The 13,258-nt window shown below is 63.0% G+C and carries 22 protein-coding genes; all 22 read right to left on the bottom strand.

Going from position 1 to position 13,258, the window contains the following annotated elements:
- Positions 1-93: 93 nt before the first annotated feature.
- Complete coding sequence (locus JJT62_RS11630; protein ID WP_202072933.1) at positions 94-531, bottom strand: NlpC/P60 family protein; 438 nt, start codon at positions 529-531, stop codon at positions 94-96.
- Positions 528-1,412 (bottom strand): DUF2163 domain-containing protein, encoded by an 885-nt coding sequence (locus tag JJT62_RS11625; RefSeq protein WP_202072932.1) that lies wholly within the window; start codon positions 1,410-1,412, stop codon positions 528-530. The genes JJT62_RS11630 and JJT62_RS11625 overlap by 4 nt, the downstream gene beginning before the upstream one ends.
- Positions 1,413-1,422: 10 nt before the next feature.
- Positions 1,423-2,061: a DUF2460 domain-containing protein gene (locus JJT62_RS11620; RefSeq protein ID WP_202072931.1), complete on the bottom strand. Its 639-nt coding sequence runs from the start codon at positions 2,059-2,061 to the stop codon at positions 1,423-1,425.
- Between the two features lie 8 nt (positions 2,062-2,069).
- Positions 2,070-2,657: a phage tail tape measure protein gene (locus JJT62_RS11615; RefSeq protein ID WP_202072930.1), complete on the bottom strand. Its 588-nt coding sequence runs from the start codon at positions 2,655-2,657 to the stop codon at positions 2,070-2,072.
- Positions 2,641-2,889 (bottom strand): rcc01693 family protein, encoded by a 249-nt coding sequence (locus JJT62_RS11610; protein WP_370568540.1) that lies wholly within the window; start codon positions 2,887-2,889, stop codon positions 2,641-2,643. The genes JJT62_RS11615 and JJT62_RS11610 overlap by 17 nt, the downstream gene beginning before the upstream one ends.
- On the bottom strand, positions 2,886-3,242 hold the full coding sequence (locus tag JJT62_RS11605; protein ID WP_202072928.1) for a gene transfer agent family protein: 357 nt from the start codon (positions 3,240-3,242) through the stop codon (positions 2,886-2,888). The genes JJT62_RS11610 and JJT62_RS11605 overlap by 4 nt, the downstream gene beginning before the upstream one ends.
- 8 nt (positions 3,243-3,250) lie before the next feature.
- Positions 3,251-3,661, bottom strand: coding sequence for a phage major tail protein, TP901-1 family (locus tag JJT62_RS11600; RefSeq protein WP_202073099.1), 411 nt, complete (start codon positions 3,659-3,661; stop codon positions 3,251-3,253).
- Positions 3,661-4,086 carry a DUF3168 domain-containing protein gene (locus JJT62_RS11595; RefSeq protein WP_202072927.1) on the bottom strand — a complete coding sequence of 142 codons (426 nt, stop codon included), beginning with the start codon at positions 4,084-4,086 and terminating at the stop codon, positions 3,661-3,663. The genes JJT62_RS11600 and JJT62_RS11595 overlap by 1 nt, the downstream gene beginning before the upstream one ends.
- 10 nt (positions 4,087-4,096) lie before the next feature.
- Positions 4,097-4,426, bottom strand: coding sequence for a phage head closure protein (locus tag JJT62_RS11590; RefSeq protein ID WP_202072926.1), 330 nt, complete (start codon positions 4,424-4,426; stop codon positions 4,097-4,099).
- A complete protein-coding gene (locus tag JJT62_RS11585) occupies positions 4,423-4,998 on the bottom strand; it encodes a phage head-tail connector protein (protein WP_202072925.1) in 576 nt (191 codons plus the stop codon). Before JJT62_RS11585 ends, JJT62_RS11590 begins: the two co-directional genes overlap by 4 nt.
- Before the next feature lie 57 nt (positions 4,999-5,055).
- Positions 5,056-6,282 carry a phage major capsid protein gene (locus tag JJT62_RS11580; RefSeq protein ID WP_202072924.1) on the bottom strand — a complete coding sequence of 409 codons (1,227 nt, stop codon included), beginning with the start codon at positions 6,280-6,282 and terminating at the stop codon, positions 5,056-5,058.
- 125 nt (positions 6,283-6,407) lie between these two features.
- Positions 6,408-6,980, bottom strand: coding sequence for an HK97 family phage prohead protease (locus JJT62_RS11575; protein WP_202072923.1), 573 nt, complete (start codon positions 6,978-6,980; stop codon positions 6,408-6,410).
- On the bottom strand, positions 6,977-7,135 hold the full coding sequence (locus tag JJT62_RS11570; protein ID WP_202072922.1) for a hypothetical protein: 159 nt from the start codon (positions 7,133-7,135) through the stop codon (positions 6,977-6,979). The genes JJT62_RS11575 and JJT62_RS11570 overlap by 4 nt, the downstream gene beginning before the upstream one ends.
- Positions 7,132-7,320 (bottom strand): hypothetical protein, encoded by a 189-nt coding sequence (locus JJT62_RS11565; RefSeq protein WP_202072921.1) that lies wholly within the window; start codon positions 7,318-7,320, stop codon positions 7,132-7,134. Before JJT62_RS11565 ends, JJT62_RS11570 begins: the two co-directional genes overlap by 4 nt.
- 250 nt (positions 7,321-7,570) lie before the next feature.
- On the bottom strand, positions 7,571-7,888 hold the full coding sequence (locus JJT62_RS11560; RefSeq protein WP_202072920.1) for a hypothetical protein: 318 nt from the start codon (positions 7,886-7,888) through the stop codon (positions 7,571-7,573).
- A gap of 328 nt (positions 7,889-8,216) precedes the next feature.
- Entirely contained in the window at positions 8,217-8,450 is a 234-nt protein-coding gene (locus tag JJT62_RS11555) for a hypothetical protein (protein WP_202072919.1), read from the bottom strand.
- Positions 8,451-8,675: 225 nt separating this feature from the next.
- Positions 8,676-8,984, bottom strand: a complete 309-nt coding sequence (locus JJT62_RS11550; protein ID WP_202072918.1) for a hypothetical protein — start codon at positions 8,982-8,984, stop codon at positions 8,676-8,678.
- A 7-nt stretch (positions 8,985-8,991) separates the two neighbouring features.
- A complete protein-coding gene (locus JJT62_RS19565; protein WP_370568539.1) occupies positions 8,992-9,285 on the bottom strand; it encodes a hypothetical protein in 294 nt (97 codons plus the stop codon).
- 68 nt (positions 9,286-9,353) lie between these two features.
- On the bottom strand, positions 9,354-10,556 hold the full coding sequence (locus tag JJT62_RS11540) for a phage portal protein (RefSeq protein ID WP_202072916.1): 1,203 nt from the start codon (positions 10,554-10,556) through the stop codon (positions 9,354-9,356).
- A gap of 154 nt (positions 10,557-10,710) precedes the next feature.
- Positions 10,711-12,042 (bottom strand): DNA-packaging protein, encoded by a 1,332-nt coding sequence (locus JJT62_RS11535; RefSeq protein WP_202072915.1) that lies wholly within the window; start codon positions 12,040-12,042, stop codon positions 10,711-10,713.
- Positions 11,996-12,508 (bottom strand): hypothetical protein, encoded by a 513-nt coding sequence (locus tag JJT62_RS11530; protein ID WP_202072914.1) that lies wholly within the window; start codon positions 12,506-12,508, stop codon positions 11,996-11,998. The genes JJT62_RS11535 and JJT62_RS11530 overlap by 47 nt, the downstream gene beginning before the upstream one ends.
- Before the next feature lie 244 nt (positions 12,509-12,752).
- On the bottom strand, positions 12,753-13,244 hold the full coding sequence (locus JJT62_RS11525; protein WP_202072913.1) for a YcgN family cysteine cluster protein: 492 nt from the start codon (positions 13,242-13,244) through the stop codon (positions 12,753-12,755).
- Between the last annotated feature and the right edge of the window lie 14 nt (positions 13,245-13,258).

Genomic DNA, 13,258 nt, shown 5'->3' with positions numbered 1-13,258 from the left:
TGAAATACTGGCGTCATTCCCGACGCTCGCGCAGCGAGTGATCGGGAATCCAGACCAAGCCCGTTGCCAGTCGTTCAAGCGGAACGGCAAATGTCAGTCTTCGACGCCGGGGAAGGCGAATGCGCCAGCGATGCGCTTGCCCCAATGCGCGCCGATTGCGACTTCGGCCACGCAAGCGCCGCTGTGGGCGTGGACCATATGCGTGGCGGAGGTCGCGACGCCGAGATGCTTGGCGGGGAGATGGTCGCGAAAACGAAATGCGAGAACGTCGCCGGGGCGAAAGTCGCGAACCGCGACGGCGCTGAAATGTCGATGCGCGGCGTCGAGCAACGTCTCGACGCCCAAGCTTTCCGCCCAATCGGGCGTATAGGGCGGCGCGGCTTCCGGCTCCTCGCCGACCACTTCGCGCCAGACGCCGCGCACGAGGCCCAGACAATCGCAGCCAACATGAATGAGCGACGCTTGGTGGCGGTAAGGCGTGCCGATCCAGCGCCGCGCCGCTGCGATAATTATCGAGCGTTGGCGGTTCATCGAAAAAAGCTCCCCCCGTCCATCGCGGGCGCGAGAGCGCTCGGATAGGCGATCACGCGGTAATTGCCGGGCATATGCGGGAAACCTCGGAAATTGACGATATTGTCGAACTTCTGCTGGCAGGCCGCCGCGGATTTGTCACAGCCTGCAACAAGCGAGACCCTATCGCCTGCGGCGATTGCGCCGCCCGGCGGAGTCCAGAGAGCGACCGAGGCGCGCAGACCGTCCTGTCCGTGCGATTTGATTGTGAATCTGGCGCCGTCGTTTGCGCCACTCGTGAAGGTGAGCGCGCCGCCGGAGAAATATGCGCTGTCGAAAACGCTCGCGAGATCGAGCGTCAATATGCCCCCGGAGAAGCCCATGACAGTCGCCGCCGTCTCGAAGGCGGCGAGGTCTACTCCGCACTGCGGATCGCCGAGATCAGCGGCGCACCCGCGCTGGAAGGCGCGGCCCTGCCGCTGGTCGAAGACATGGGCGTTGGAGCGCAGCTCCGCCGCGAAAGCGTGTTCGCCGCGCCGGACGTCTCCCATCGTCGCCACGTCGAGCAGCACGTGATCACTCACATTCGACCAATCGACGAGCCATGTTTCGATCGAAGAGCCATCATAGAGACCTCCGAACAGATCGCTTTCGGTCAGGCCATCGTCCCGCAAGGCGCCGGATGCCTCGGCGGTTCCAGCGGCGAGCCCCAGATTTGTTTCGAGCTGCGAGGCTGAAAGTCCCGTATCGGCGCGAAAGGTCACGCCGTTGAAAATCAGGTCTCGATCATGATCCGTAAAGCCGAGGACGGCGCCGTCGTTCCTCGTGAGGCGCCAGCACTGGCAGAAGGTCGTGGCGGCGGCGTCTAATTTTGCCTGCATGGCGGCGGAAAGCGTCAGCATCGTCGGTTACTCAAACAGCGATTTCAATGATGGGGATTCTCGGAATCGCGCCGGCCTCGAAAGCCTGCATGTCGATCTCGAGAAAGTCGGCGTCGAAGCGCACGGGCACATCGAAGAGATAACCGGCGGTCACGACGGCGCCCGGCGGCGGAATAGCGGCGGCCGTAAAAGCGACGACTCCCGTCGTATGATCGACCGAAAAACTCGCGGCCGTCTTTTCCACGCCATTCACCGCCACGCGCACGCTTCCAGCGACAGGCTTGGCGATGTCGCGCACATAGGCCGAAAAGGCGCCGCCATATGTTTTCACCAGCGGGAACGACGCCCGCGCGCCATCGCCTGTCCCGAGGTTCTGGTCCATTGGCGCCGGCGCGACGCCGGGCGCGCAAGAGGCGTAATCGGCGCGGTCGCGCCAGCGAAAGCCATAGAGGCGGCCCCGCCGTTCTTCGAAGAAATCGATCACCTGCGCGAGCTGCGCCAAGGTCTTCACGCCATAGCCGGCCTCGTAACGACGTCGCGAATGCGCCCATCGCGCATTGCGCGACTCGCGGTTCGAGCCCAGCGTTACGATCTCTGTGCGCCGCTCCGGCCCGCCGCGTCCGTCGAGGGAGACGTCGAGAGGGAACCGAATTTCATGGAAGCCGTTCATGCCGTCTCTCAAAGATTGCGTTGGCCGCGCGCGACGGCTCGCGCAAGCGCGCCGGTGATTTGTCCTTCGGAGCGGCGAAAGCTTTCCATGTCCTGCGCTGCGATGTTCACTGTCACCGAAACAGGCCGCCGATTTTCCTGCGGCGCGACGATGCCCAACCGCCCGTCGGAGCCGCGCGCGAGCGGCATGACGGCTTCCGCCCCGCGCTCGCCCATCAGCCCGGTCGAGGCGCCATTGGCGAAATAGGCCGGGCTTGCAATCACGCCGCCCTCGGCGAAAGGCGTTATTTGCTGATTGCCGAACGAGCTGGCCAGTAGGCTCGAGAGATTGCCGACGAGCCCGTTCGTCAGCGCGCGCGTTCCATCGCGCAAGGCCAGGCGCGCCACAGACAGCGCGACGGTGGCGAGCGTATCGTTGAGGCTTTTTCCACTCGCCGCCGCAGCCATCAGGCCGTTTGTAAGCGTCTTTGCAGCCTTGTCACTCGAGGCGTTGATCTGGTCGAGCAGCAACTTCGTCGACTCGAGATTCTGCGTTGCGAACGGTAAGGCGGCGTCCGGTTGGTTGAAGACATCGGGAAAATTATTGCCGTTGTTCATCTCGGCTCCGGTCGGGAAAATCTCGCATCATCGCGTCGAGTATTGCGCGGCTCGGCGGTCCCGCCGCGCGCCCATAGACGCCTTCCGTCGCGTGAAAAAGTTCACGCGGCGTCATCGACCAAAAATCTCTCGGCGCAAGCCGCAGGACGCCCAGACCAAAGGCCATGGCGCGCGAAAACGGAAAGGGCGCGCGCGGGGAGGACGGGCGCGCCGCTGCGTCGCTTTTCGCTATCGGGCGTCCTGCGGCGTCCGAGGGTTTGCGGGCGGCGGCTCCGGCGCATCGCCAAATGTCGCAGCCAGCAGGTCGGCTGCGATCCGCACATAGCCTGCAAGCCCGTCGGAAACCTTCATGAGTGAAACCTGGTCGTCGGTCAGCGCATGGCCGGCGCCGCGCAGGCCACAGCCGATGATGCGCAGAATGTCTCTCGCCGAGAGCCTGTTCGCCTCGAAGCGTTCCGCGAGCGCGACCAGGTCTTGCGCGCCGAAGCCGCTTTCGAGCTCCGCGAGCGCGCCGAGGGTCAGGCAGAGGGTATAGACTTTGCCGTCAAGCAGCGCGTCGATCTCGCCGCGTTTCGCATTCGCCATCGCAAGCCTCACATCGCGCTGAAGGTAAGCGCGCCCGCGGAATCGAGGGCGATGTCGAAGGTGATCTCTGCCGCATGCTCGCCGCGATAATCGAGATTCGAGATCTGGAACGGACCCTGCAAAACGCCGAAATTTGGAATAATGATCTGCCAGTCGCGCAATAGGCCGTCGAAGAATGTCTGGCGGAGCATCAAGTCCGACGATTGGTCCTTGAAGATGCCGGTTCCGGAGACGCTGGCGCGCTTGACGCCGGCGCCGTCCAGCAGCTCCCGCCAACGCCCGGTGGATTCCGCGTCGGTGACGTCCACCGTATCGGCGTTGAGCGCAATGCGTCGAGTGCGAAGCCCGGCGATGGTCACGAAGACGCCGGCGCCGTCGCCGATTTTGAGAAGAAGGTCCTTGCCTTTCTGGGCGGCCATCATGGTCCCTCGGGTTCGAGATATTCCGTTACAGCGCGAAATGTCATTGCAACGCGCGCGAAGCGCCCGTTCTGATCGCGCTTCGTCTCCAGCGAGACGAAGCGCAGATCGACGAGCGCATGGCCGTCGAGCGCCAGTGGCGCGTCATCGAGCAGGTCTATGATCTGTTGAGCCGCGCCGAGCGCGGCGCTCGTCCCGCGTTGGATCGTTACGATCGCGAGCGTGAAATAGTGCTCGGCGCCGCGCGAGGATTGGGCGGACCAGTCTCGCATCTGTGCGTCGGCAAAGAGCGCATAAGGCGCCTGCGCGCCGCGTGGCGCCTCGTCGTAGATTTTCGCGCCGCCAAGTGCGTCGACGAGCGCCGCATTTGCCGCAAGCCGCGCGATGATTGCCTTGCGCAGCGCAAGGATGGGAGAGCCGCTCATGGGCGCTTCCTCATGAGAATTCTTCGCAAAGACATCTCAAAAAGCGTCGCTTCTCGTCGATGTCGGCGACGCTCTTGATGACGAGTTTGCGGCCGCGAAAATCGAAGCGCATCTGGCTCTGCACGTCGGCGCGCCAACGGATCGTCACGGTAACTTTGCGCGATTGTTCGAGGCGCTGTTCGATAAATTGCTCGTCGGCGCCTTGCGTTTCGATCTGCGCCCACAGCCGGACGAGCGGCGCATAAATGCGTATGATGCCGCCGACATCGTCTTGAGCATCCGTGGGCGCCTCCAGCGTGACGCGCTGGCGCATGGCGCCGATCGTGGGGCGCGCGCTCATGACAGCCGCCTGCGCCGGAACGGAGCCGCAAGCTGCAGGACAGCGCTCGGAAGCGCATCGTCGGCTTCGTCCCCGCGCTTTTCCCACCAATGCGCGACGAGAGTCATGATGGCGCGCCGCAGCGGCTCGGGCGTCTCATTTGCAAGGTCGCCATAGCCAACCGTGAAGTCGATTTCGATCGCGTCGGCGCCGCGTTCTGGAGCCGGCGGCGTGACGGAAAAGATCACGCGTCCCTCGTCATTTGCCGTCGGCGCGCGATAGCTTTGCGCATCGATGGCTCTTGCCACACCATCGGCGCCATAAATTCGGATGGCGCCGACCGACTGGAACGGCGCAAAAGGAATGATGAGGCGCGATGCGGTCGCGACGCTTTTCGGCCAGGCGTCATACACGAGCCGCCAGCTTTGGGTAACGAAAAATCGCCGCGTATAGGCTTCGAGAGTCATCCGGGCTGAAACGATCAGCGCCTGAATGAGCGGGTCTTCGTCGCTGGCGTCTTCGCGAAGCCATGACTTCGCCTCCGCGAGCGCGACTGGTTCGATCGCGGGCGCGCCAATGAGCATCGGTCGCATGCCGGCTCCTGTTGAATAAGAGAGAGACCCGCGGCGGCTCTGCCGCGGGGCGCGGGGTCAGGAAACGCCGAGCTTCAAAAGCTTGATCGCCTCGAAATTCTGCACGCCGCCGCCGACGCGTTTCGTGGTGTAGAAGAGCACATAGGGCTTGGCGGAATAGGGATCGCGCAGCACGCGGATGCCGACGCGATCCACGACGATGTAGCCGCGCTCGAAATCGCCGAAGGCGATGGAGAGGCTGTTCGCGCCGGGGTCCGGCATGTCCTCGGCTTCGACAATCGGGAAATTGATCAGCGACGCCAGGCCATTCGCGTTTTCCGGCGGCGCCCAGATATAGTCGCCGGTCGTCGTCTTGAACTGGCGGATCAGCGACTGCGTGCGCCGGCCCATCACCCATTTGCCGTTCTGGCGGTATCCGGCGCGCAGCGCGTAAATCAAATTGAACAGCACGTCGGAAGGATTGGTCGCCGGAAAGGCGCCTGAGACGCCGGTGGCGACATAACCGATATTGCCCCACGACCAGCTCGTATCGGCGACGGTGGTGTAGGAAAGGAAGCCTTTCGGCTTGTTCACGCCGTCGCCGCTGACGAAGGCGGCGCCTTCCTGCTCCGAAAAAGCCACTTGCACTTCGTCGGCGATCCATTGCTCGATATCGACGACTGAATCGTCGAGCAGCGCCTGGGTCGCCGCCGGCATGGCGTAAAGTTCCATCGCCGGAAAGGTCATGTCGGCGATTTGCTGGTTTGCGGTCTGCGGACGCGCGTCGGTTTCCGCCACCCAGCCGGCGGCCGGTCCGGTCGTCGAATAGGCGCGGCGCAGCGTCTGCGTCGAAATCTCACGCACGCTGGCGATGGCGCGGATCGGCGACAGTTTCGCAAGGCGGCGCAGGATTTCGCGTTCGGCCGGAACCGGCACGAGATAGCCGCCGTCAGGGCCAGAGGCGCCGGACATCGCCTTGGCTTCGAGCGCCTTCAGGCCCCCAGCTTCGCCCGAGCGCATATAATGGTTGAAGGCTGATTTGTGTTCTCGGGCGCCATGCTCCTCCGGAGCCGCGCCGCCGATGCGCGGTCGCGCGAGGTCGAGCGCCAGCCGATCGAGACGGCTTTTGGTGTCATCCAGCGCTTGGTCGATGCGTGCGAGTTTTTCCTCGGTGACGACATCCGCGCTCATGCGCGTTTCGATTTGCGCCAGACGTTCGTCATTGGCTTCCTTGAAGGTGGAGAAGGCGCGGTTGAGATCGTCGACGATTTGCGCGCCGGCCGATTTTATTTCGATGGATGACATTGGGGCCTCGAGCAGCGCACAGAAAATCGCGCCGGCGGCGGCCAGCGTGAAAATGTTCTGCGCATGTTGAAAAAACCGTCTTGCACTCTTTTTCCGCGACCGACGGCGCGTCGCGGTTTTGGCGGTCAGAGCCGCGCGCTTTGCAGCCTGTGCTGGAAGCGCAGCGCCGCCTCTTGCGCCCGCAAGCGGGCCAGCGCCGCGCGCATATCGTCGGGCGTCCGCGCGGCGATGCGTTTCACCGCCTCGATGCGGGCTTGTGTGAGCATGGGAAATGTCACGATCGAAATTTCCCAAAGGTCGATCGCCTGTAACCGTCGCAGGCCGCTCGCCTTATCCGTCGTCGCGCGCTCCGTCTTGAAGCCGATCGAGAGCCCGTCGACCGCGCCCGCGCGCAGAAGCGACAGCGCTTCGCGCGCGCGCGCCACGGAGAGATCGAGACGGCCCGTGACCTTCAAGCCTTTCGCATCCTCGACAATCGCAGTCCAGACGCCGATTGGCTCGGCGGCATTATGCTGCCAAAGCATTTTCACGCCGGCGGCGCCGCGTTTGGCGAGAGAGCGCGCGAAGGCGCCCTTCATCACAATGTCGCCGCCCGTGTCGACGACGCCGAAGAGTGAGGCATAGCCTTCGATGATCCCCGCCGCGCTCGTGCGCGCGAGTGGCGTGTCGGCGCGTTTGGTTTCTGGCGGAGCCTTCAAGCTTTCTCTCCCGACGCGGGATTGGCGGAGCCGCGCGCATGCATGCGCATCAGCACTTGCACGAAGGTTTTGAACACGTCCGAGGGATCGTCGGCGCGGCGCGTCATGCGTCGTTTGACGCGGTTGGCGAAAAGAAGTCGTTTGAGATGCGTCATGAGTCGCTCCCACAGCGTCGGTTGAATCTGGCGAGCTCGCGCACGAAGGCGTCGATGCGCCGTGTCGCCTCGCCCAGCTCGCGCAGGGCGAGATGGGCCTGGGCCGTCGCGACGCAGGCCCACAGAAAGAGCGCGAGATGAGCAAGATCGCCGCGCTCGAGTATGGCGTCGAGTATGTCGGACATGAAAGCGTGGTTTCCAGGAGGGAAGGCGTATCGTCAGAAAATGTGACTAGCCGACCGGCGTTGTAATCTAAGCGGAAGGGGCCGTAGCCCGGCTGCAGCCGCACTTGAACACTCTTCTGCACGCGCGTGACTAGCGGCAGCACGATCTGGCGCCAGAAGGCGCGATGCGCTTCACTGTAGTTGGAAAAAGTGTTGTCGCCGGGCAGGCCGAGGATCGGCGGCGGGACGCCGGCCCCGACGCGGCGCGGCGTTACCGTATATAAGGCCGCGTGATGACGTCGCAGGTATCATCGCGGATCAGGAGATTCTCTTCTCCGAAAACCTCCCAGAAAATCTCCGGGATCATCCGAATGAATTCCGAGCGGTCCTTGTTCCACTGGACCATGAAGTTGGCTTTGGGATGAAATCCGTAGTCTGCGTCGATTTCGATCCCGCGAGCAGACGGCTCGCCGACGTCGGAAATCCAGAAATAATGGAGAATTTCGGCGTATTTTGACTGGGCCAGCGCGATGCGTTCGATTGTCTGCTCGACTGGTAACGCGCTAGCGATAGAGAATGAAATCGACATCATGAGCCTCAGAAGAGATAGTGGAGTCTGCCGCTTTGGTCGATCACCCAGAGACGCTTCAAGCCCGGGATTGGATACGTCCGAAATTGCGCGATAACCTCTTCAATCGTCACGGGCGTGTCCATCAGATTGATCAAGATATTTTCGGACCACTAGGAGTTGCTGAACCCTCATGGCAGACGGCGTTGCGCTCATAGACTTCGCGCGCCTGTGTGACACGGCCCTCTGGCGCCACCATTCGCTACTTTTCGACGATAGGTTCGTTTTGCGCCAGCGTCATTGGGGCGACCTGTAAGGCGAAAACCTATTGTCGTGGGCGCTGAGATTGTTACGCTGAGGCAATATATTTTTCTGCAAGCGTGGCCAAGACGGCCGTGTATACGTCCGGCGCGGGAAACTCGATCGTATAGCCGACATTGGTCGGGTCAGCGTCGTGCACGCCAACAACCGTGCCAACAGAACCTTCAGGCAATGTGATATTTGTCGTCTCGTCCCTGATAAGCTGAGCTTCGACGGCGCATGTCGTCCGGACGAGTTCGAGTTCGTTGAATTTTGTCTTCATGGCGGCTTCCCCGTTATCAGCGTGACCATATGAACTTTACGGTCACGGTACGGCCATCGAGGCCTTTAATCGCAATCAATTGCTCGAAGCGATCGCTTCTCGCGGCGGAAGCTTTCGACTCGGCGAAATCCATGTCTTTTGGCGACAGCGACAACGCTTTCCAATCGAGCCCGCCTTCGAGCAGCGAGGGACGCCCCGCGTTTTCCGCGCCGGAGCTTCTAAGGCTTACGGAGGCGGGACGACGTCGTAGTTATTGTCACGGATGAGGACGTTGTCCTTTCCGAAGATGTCGTAAAAGATGACGGGAATTAGCCGGATCAGTTCCGAACGCTCCTTATTCCATTGAATCAGGAATGTGCTTTTCGGTTCGAAACCGAATTCGGCGTCGTCTTCGCGATTGTAGGACTCCGCTTCTCCGACTTTTGAAATCCAGAAGTAGCGGAGAATGTCTCCATATTTTTCCTGGGCCTGTGAGATTCGTTCCTTCGTCTGATCGGGCGATAGCGCACTGTTGAGAGCAAAGCAAATAGACATTATGGCCTCAAAAAAGGTAGTAAAGCTTGCCATACCGGTCGATAAGCCAAAGGCGCCTCAGCCCCGGAATCGGAAAAGCTCGGAACTGCGCGATGATCTCCTCAATCGTCAGCGGCGAGTCCATAAGGTTAATTACAACATTCTCAGACTGATCTGTAGTCACTTTGTATCTTGCGGAGCTCCACACATTCCGGGCCGCGATCCGTTCGCGGTGCGAATGCGTCGAAGATTTCGCTATCGATCCGATAGTCAGGTTGCTTGACGCCTTGAGCGTTGGAGCGCTGATGGAGCTGCTCGACATTGTGCCCGTTGAGCGAAAGAATATCAGCTGATTCATTTCCTCTAATTTTACCGCGCCGCGTCTCGGCATCATCCTTCGCCAGCGTCCTTGCCGAAGAGCGCCTCCTTCGGCGCCGGGCCGTAGCCCACTGCCTCGCGCTGCTCGTCGAGCGTTAGGAAATTCGCCTTCCCGATGCGGTCCCATTCGGCGGCGCGCTCGCTCGCCAAAGCTTCCAGCCGATCGGCGTTGTAGTCGAAGCGGAAGGGCCCATAGCCCGACTGCAGCCACACTTGAAAACTCTTCTGCACGCGCGTGACGAGCGGTAGCACGGTCTGGCGCCAGAAGGCGCGATGCGCTTCGCTGTAATTGGAAAAAGTGTTGTCGCCCGGCAGGCCGAGGATCAGCGGCGGCACGCCGAAGGCGAGCGCAATCTCGCGCGCGGCGGAAGCTTTCGCCTCGGAAAAATCCATGTCTTTTGGCGACAGCGACAACGCCTTCCAATCGAGCCCGCCCTCTAACAGCAAGGGCCTTCCGGCGTTTTCGGCGCCGGAGAAATTTTCCTCCAGCTCCTCCTTCAGCCGGTTGAATTGGTCGTCCGTGAGATGCGCGCCTTCCGGCCCTGCATAAACGAGCGCGCCGGAAGGTCGCGCAGAATTGTCGAGCAGCGCCTTGTTCCAAAAGCTCGCGGCGTTATGCGTGTCGAGCGCGACTTGCGCGGCGGCGAGCGGCGCGAAGCCGTAATAATCGTCGAGCGGGTTGAAGAAGCGTATATGCAGAATGGGCTCTATGCCCTCGCCCCGCATCTCGTAGCGTATCTCGTCGCCGAGCGCGCGATAGACGTAAGCCGAAGGCCAGCCGTTGCGTCCCGGTTCGACACTCATGCGATCGGGGCGCAGCGCATAGAGTTCGCGCAATTGCCCCTCGATGAGAACAGACTCGATATAGGCGTTGCCGTAGAGCAGGAGATTGGCGCAGATCGTCTCGATGAAGGAGACGCTGGTGTCGAGCGGATTGGGCCGTTCGATCAAAGCGAGCAGCGGATGGTCGATCAGCTCCTCGCGGCCCTGATACATGAGCCAGGGGACGGAAGCGGCGGCTTCCGCCACCATGCGCACGCAGCGATGGCAGACGGCGTTGCGCTCATAGCCTTCGCGCGTCATGGCGGCGCTGTTGCGCGAGGTCCATTGCGGCAGGCCGATGGAATGCATGGCGAGCAGCTTTGCCGCGCGCGAGTATTTCGCTTCGCGCGCGGGCGCCGCCGCGCCGAAAAGGCGCGAGAAGAATGAGGGCATGAGATGTCTCTTGAAATGACCGGATTTCCCTTCTCCCGCTTGCGGGAGAAGGTGTCGCGCGGAACGCGTGACGGATGAGGGCGGCCCTCACCCGACCCTCGCTCACGCGAGGGCCACCCTCTCCCGCAGGCGGGAGAGGGGAAAAGCTGGCTAATTACACCCGCCGCATGCGCGGCTCCGGCGCCTTGGGCGTCAGCGCCAGCGCCGTCGCCGCCCATACGAGCGCATCGAGACGATCGGGCGAACGCCCCGACGACAATCCGTCGAGCCCGAAATCGCACATCTCGTCTTCGAGCGCGGGAAAGGCGCCGACATGCTTCACGCGGCCCTGCTCATAGAGCTGCGCCACCGGCGCGGCGCGCAAATATTTACCCCTTGTCGCGCGCGCCATCGTGACAGGCGCGCTCGCGTCGGCTTCATTCAATACGGCGCGCACCATCTCGCCGCCCTGGTTGACTTCGGCGATCAGCGCATCGGCGGAAAGCTTGTGATAGAGCGCGATCGCCGCGCGCGCCCATTGCGCCGGCCGCGCGGTTTCCAGCGTGGCGTCTTCGAGCACATAAACAAGCCCCGCTGCGTCGGCGCCGGCCGCGACGATGCCGCAATTGTCGGCGCGCTTGCCGGAGGTCGCCGGCGGATCGACGGCGACGACGATGCGCGCCAGAGGCGGCGCCTCCGTCACGCGCGCCGCGTCCGTCATGTCGCGGGTCCACAGCGCGTCCTTGCGCTCTTCGACGATCTCGCCGTCGAGTTCCTGCCGCCCAAGCCTTGTGCCGGCATATTGCGCGATCACGCTCTCCAGAAAGGAGGGCGCTAGATTGGCGGCGTTCTCGCGCGTCAGCGCGCGGGTGAGCGCCGTCGCGGGATGGGCGATCAGCTCTTTCAGCAAGGGCGTGGGTCGCGGCGTCGTGGTCACGAGCTGGCGCGGCCAGTCGCCGAGACGCAGGCCGAATTGCAGCATGTCCCAAGTCTCCCTGGCGTAGCGCCATTTGGCGAGCTCGTCGCACCAGGCGGCGTGAAATTGCGGGCCGCGCAGGCTCTCGGGGTCTTCCGCCGAAAAGGCCTGCGCGACGGCGCCGGTGTCCCACAGCAATCTTCGTCGCGAGCTTTCCCATCGCGGCCGCTCGCGTCTGCCATGCACGGCGAGAAGGCCGGAGACGCCTTCGACCATCACGTCGCGCACATCCGCCGCCGTTTCGCCGACAAGCGCGATGCGGCCGGCAGGATGCAGGCAGAATTGCGGGCGCCCGAGCGCGAGGCCCTTCACCCATTCAGCGCCGGCGCGCGTTTTGCCGGCGCCGCGTCCGCCGAGAATGAGCCATTGTCGCCAGGGCAGGCCGTTCGATGTGGCGTCCGGCGGCCATTGATCCTTGCGCGCCACGAATTCCCAGTCGACGAGCAATCGTTCCAGCTCGCGCGGCGTAAAACCGTCGAGCAGCTCATCCAGGCGGCCCGCCGCCGCGCAAGCGCTCGAGCCGTCGAGCAAGCTCCGCGCGGAGCTCGGCCAATTCGCGGGGCGGCGCGTCGCTGGCGTCGTCATCTTGGGCGGTTGCGTCCTCTCGGGTTTCGCCATTCTCGCGCTGCATGCGCTTCAATTCGGCGAGCGTCTTGACGAGCGTCGCGAGGGTTCGCGCGCTGGCTTCGATTGTCTTGGGCGGATGTTTGTCGAGCGCCGCCTCGGCGCGCGCGAATTCGCGCTCCACGGCATCTTCGAGCCGCGCGATGAGCCGGGCCGGGTCGGCGGTTTTTGTCTGCGGCGGCGGCGCTTCGGCGTCCGCCTTGCGCTTGCAGGCCGAGGCGCGTTTGGGCCAGTCGTTCCTTTCGCGAAAGCTGCGAAATTGTCCGTCGGTCATGCCGAGGAGCTTCGTGATCTCCGCGAGCGGCGCGCCGGCGTCATAGAGAAGTTTCGCCTGCGCGGCTTTGGCGCGCGGCGGGGAGGGTCTCGTAGCCATGCGTTCTCGTCTGGGTATTTAAAGCGCGCCTGAAGGCGCGCGGTCCGGACCGCAGGCCTTCAGGCCCGCTCAAGGCAGCGAAAACGGCGAAGCCATCCAGAGCCGGGCTCAGGATGGCTTCGCTTTCTTGGCGCGCTTCGGCGACCCCGCCGCTCGAGCGCAATTGTGGAGCATGGGCTTTATCTACCGGATCAGCGTCCGGCTGTCAAGAATAAAATCCTATCAGCGGAAAAAAGTCAGTCCTTCAATACCGCGCCTTCTTCGGCCAACGCTTCGGCCACAGCCGGATGTAGTCCGGCGTATCCTCCTCCTCGATGTCCGCCTCGCTGACCTCGACCTTCCCGCGCACCGAGACCCCGACGCGATGCACGCTCTCGGGGTCGCCCGAGATCAGCGGGTGCCAGGGCGGCAGGGTCTTGCCGGCGTCGCGCAGCACATAGGCGCAGGTGGGCGGCAGCCAGTCGATCTCCTGCAGCTTCTTCAGGGTCAGCCGCACGCAATCGGGCACATGGTCGCGGCGGTTCTTATAGTCGCCGCATTGGCAGGACTCGTGGTCCAGCATCTTGCAGGAGACGCTCGTGTGGTAGATCGCGCCGGTGTCCTCGTCCTCGAGCTTTACCAGGCAGCAGCGCCCGCAACCGTCGCAGAGCTTCTCCCATTGTGCGCGCGTAAGTTCCGAAAGCGGCTTTTCCCAAAATGGGGTCGCCGCGCCTTTTTCGCCTTTTTCCCCTGACATTCTTCCCTGTCCGG

It is taken from the genome of Methylocystis sp. Sn-Cys, from assembly GCF_016745395.1.
In the GTDB taxonomy this organism is placed as follows: Bacteria; Pseudomonadota; Alphaproteobacteria; order Rhizobiales; family Beijerinckiaceae; genus Methylocystis; species Methylocystis iwaonis.
This window is presented reverse-complemented; position numbering and strand designations above follow the sequence as displayed.

What these genes read in the sequence shown, in the direction of transcription:
- JJT62_RS11615 (WP_202072930.1), bottom strand. Translation starts at nt 2,657, where the DNA reads ATGAACAACGGCAATAATTTTCCCGATGTCTTCAACCAACCGGACGCC.
- JJT62_RS11570 (WP_202072922.1), bottom strand. Translation starts at nt 7,135, where the DNA reads ATGACGCATCTCAAACGACTTCTTTTCGCCAACCGCGTCAAACGACGC.
- JJT62_RS11600 (WP_202073099.1), bottom strand. Translation starts at nt 3,661, where the DNA reads ATGGCCGCCCAGAAAGGCAAGGACCTTCTTCTCAAAATCGGCGACGGC.
- JJT62_RS19565 (WP_370568539.1), bottom strand. Translation starts at nt 9,285, where the DNA reads ATGTCGAGCAGCTCCATCAGCGCTCCAACGCTCAAGGCGTCAAGCAAC.
- JJT62_RS11565 (WP_202072921.1), bottom strand. Translation starts at nt 7,320, where the DNA reads ATGTCCGACATACTCGACGCCATACTCGAGCGCGGCGATCTTGCTCAT.
- JJT62_RS11620 (WP_202072931.1), bottom strand. Translation starts at nt 2,061, where the DNA reads ATGAACGGCTTCCATGAAATTCGGTTCCCTCTCGACGTCTCCCTCGAC.
- JJT62_RS11605 (WP_202072928.1), bottom strand. Translation starts at nt 3,242, where the DNA reads ATGGCGAATGCGAAACGCGGCGAGATCGACGCGCTGCTTGACGGCAAA.
- JJT62_RS11630 (WP_202072933.1), bottom strand. Translation starts at nt 531, where the DNA reads ATGAACCGCCAACGCTCGATAATTATCGCAGCGGCGCGGCGCTGGATC.
- JJT62_RS11580 (WP_202072924.1), bottom strand. Translation starts at nt 6,282, where the DNA reads ATGTCATCCATCGAAATAAAATCGGCCGGCGCGCAAATCGTCGACGAT.
- JJT62_RS11550 (WP_202072918.1), bottom strand. Translation starts at nt 8,984, where the DNA reads ATGTCTATTTGCTTTGCTCTCAACAGTGCGCTATCGCCCGATCAGACG.
- JJT62_RS11560 (WP_202072920.1), bottom strand. Translation starts at nt 7,888, where the DNA reads ATGTCGATTTCATTCTCTATCGCTAGCGCGTTACCAGTCGAGCAGACA.
- JJT62_RS11625 (WP_202072932.1), bottom strand. Translation starts at nt 1,412, where the DNA reads ATGCTGACGCTTTCCGCCGCCATGCAGGCAAAATTAGACGCCGCCGCC.
- JJT62_RS11530 (WP_202072914.1), bottom strand. Translation starts at nt 12,508, where the DNA reads ATGGCTACGAGACCCTCCCCGCCGCGCGCCAAAGCCGCGCAGGCGAAA.
- JJT62_RS11525 (WP_202072913.1), bottom strand. Translation starts at nt 13,244, where the DNA reads ATGTCAGGGGAAAAAGGCGAAAAAGGCGCGGCGACCCCATTTTGGGAA.
- JJT62_RS11595 (WP_202072927.1), bottom strand. Translation starts at nt 4,086, where the DNA reads ATGAGCGGCTCTCCCATCCTTGCGCTGCGCAAGGCAATCATCGCGCGG.
- JJT62_RS11590 (WP_202072926.1), bottom strand. Translation starts at nt 4,426, where the DNA reads ATGAGCGCGCGCCCCACGATCGGCGCCATGCGCCAGCGCGTCACGCTG.
- JJT62_RS11585 (WP_202072925.1), bottom strand. Translation starts at nt 4,998, where the DNA reads ATGCGACCGATGCTCATTGGCGCGCCCGCGATCGAACCAGTCGCGCTC.
- JJT62_RS11555 (WP_202072919.1), bottom strand. Translation starts at nt 8,450, where the DNA reads ATGAAGACAAAATTCAACGAACTCGAACTCGTCCGGACGACATGCGCC.
- JJT62_RS11540 (WP_202072916.1), bottom strand. Translation starts at nt 10,556, where the DNA reads ATGCCCTCATTCTTCTCGCGCCTTTTCGGCGCGGCGGCGCCCGCGCGC.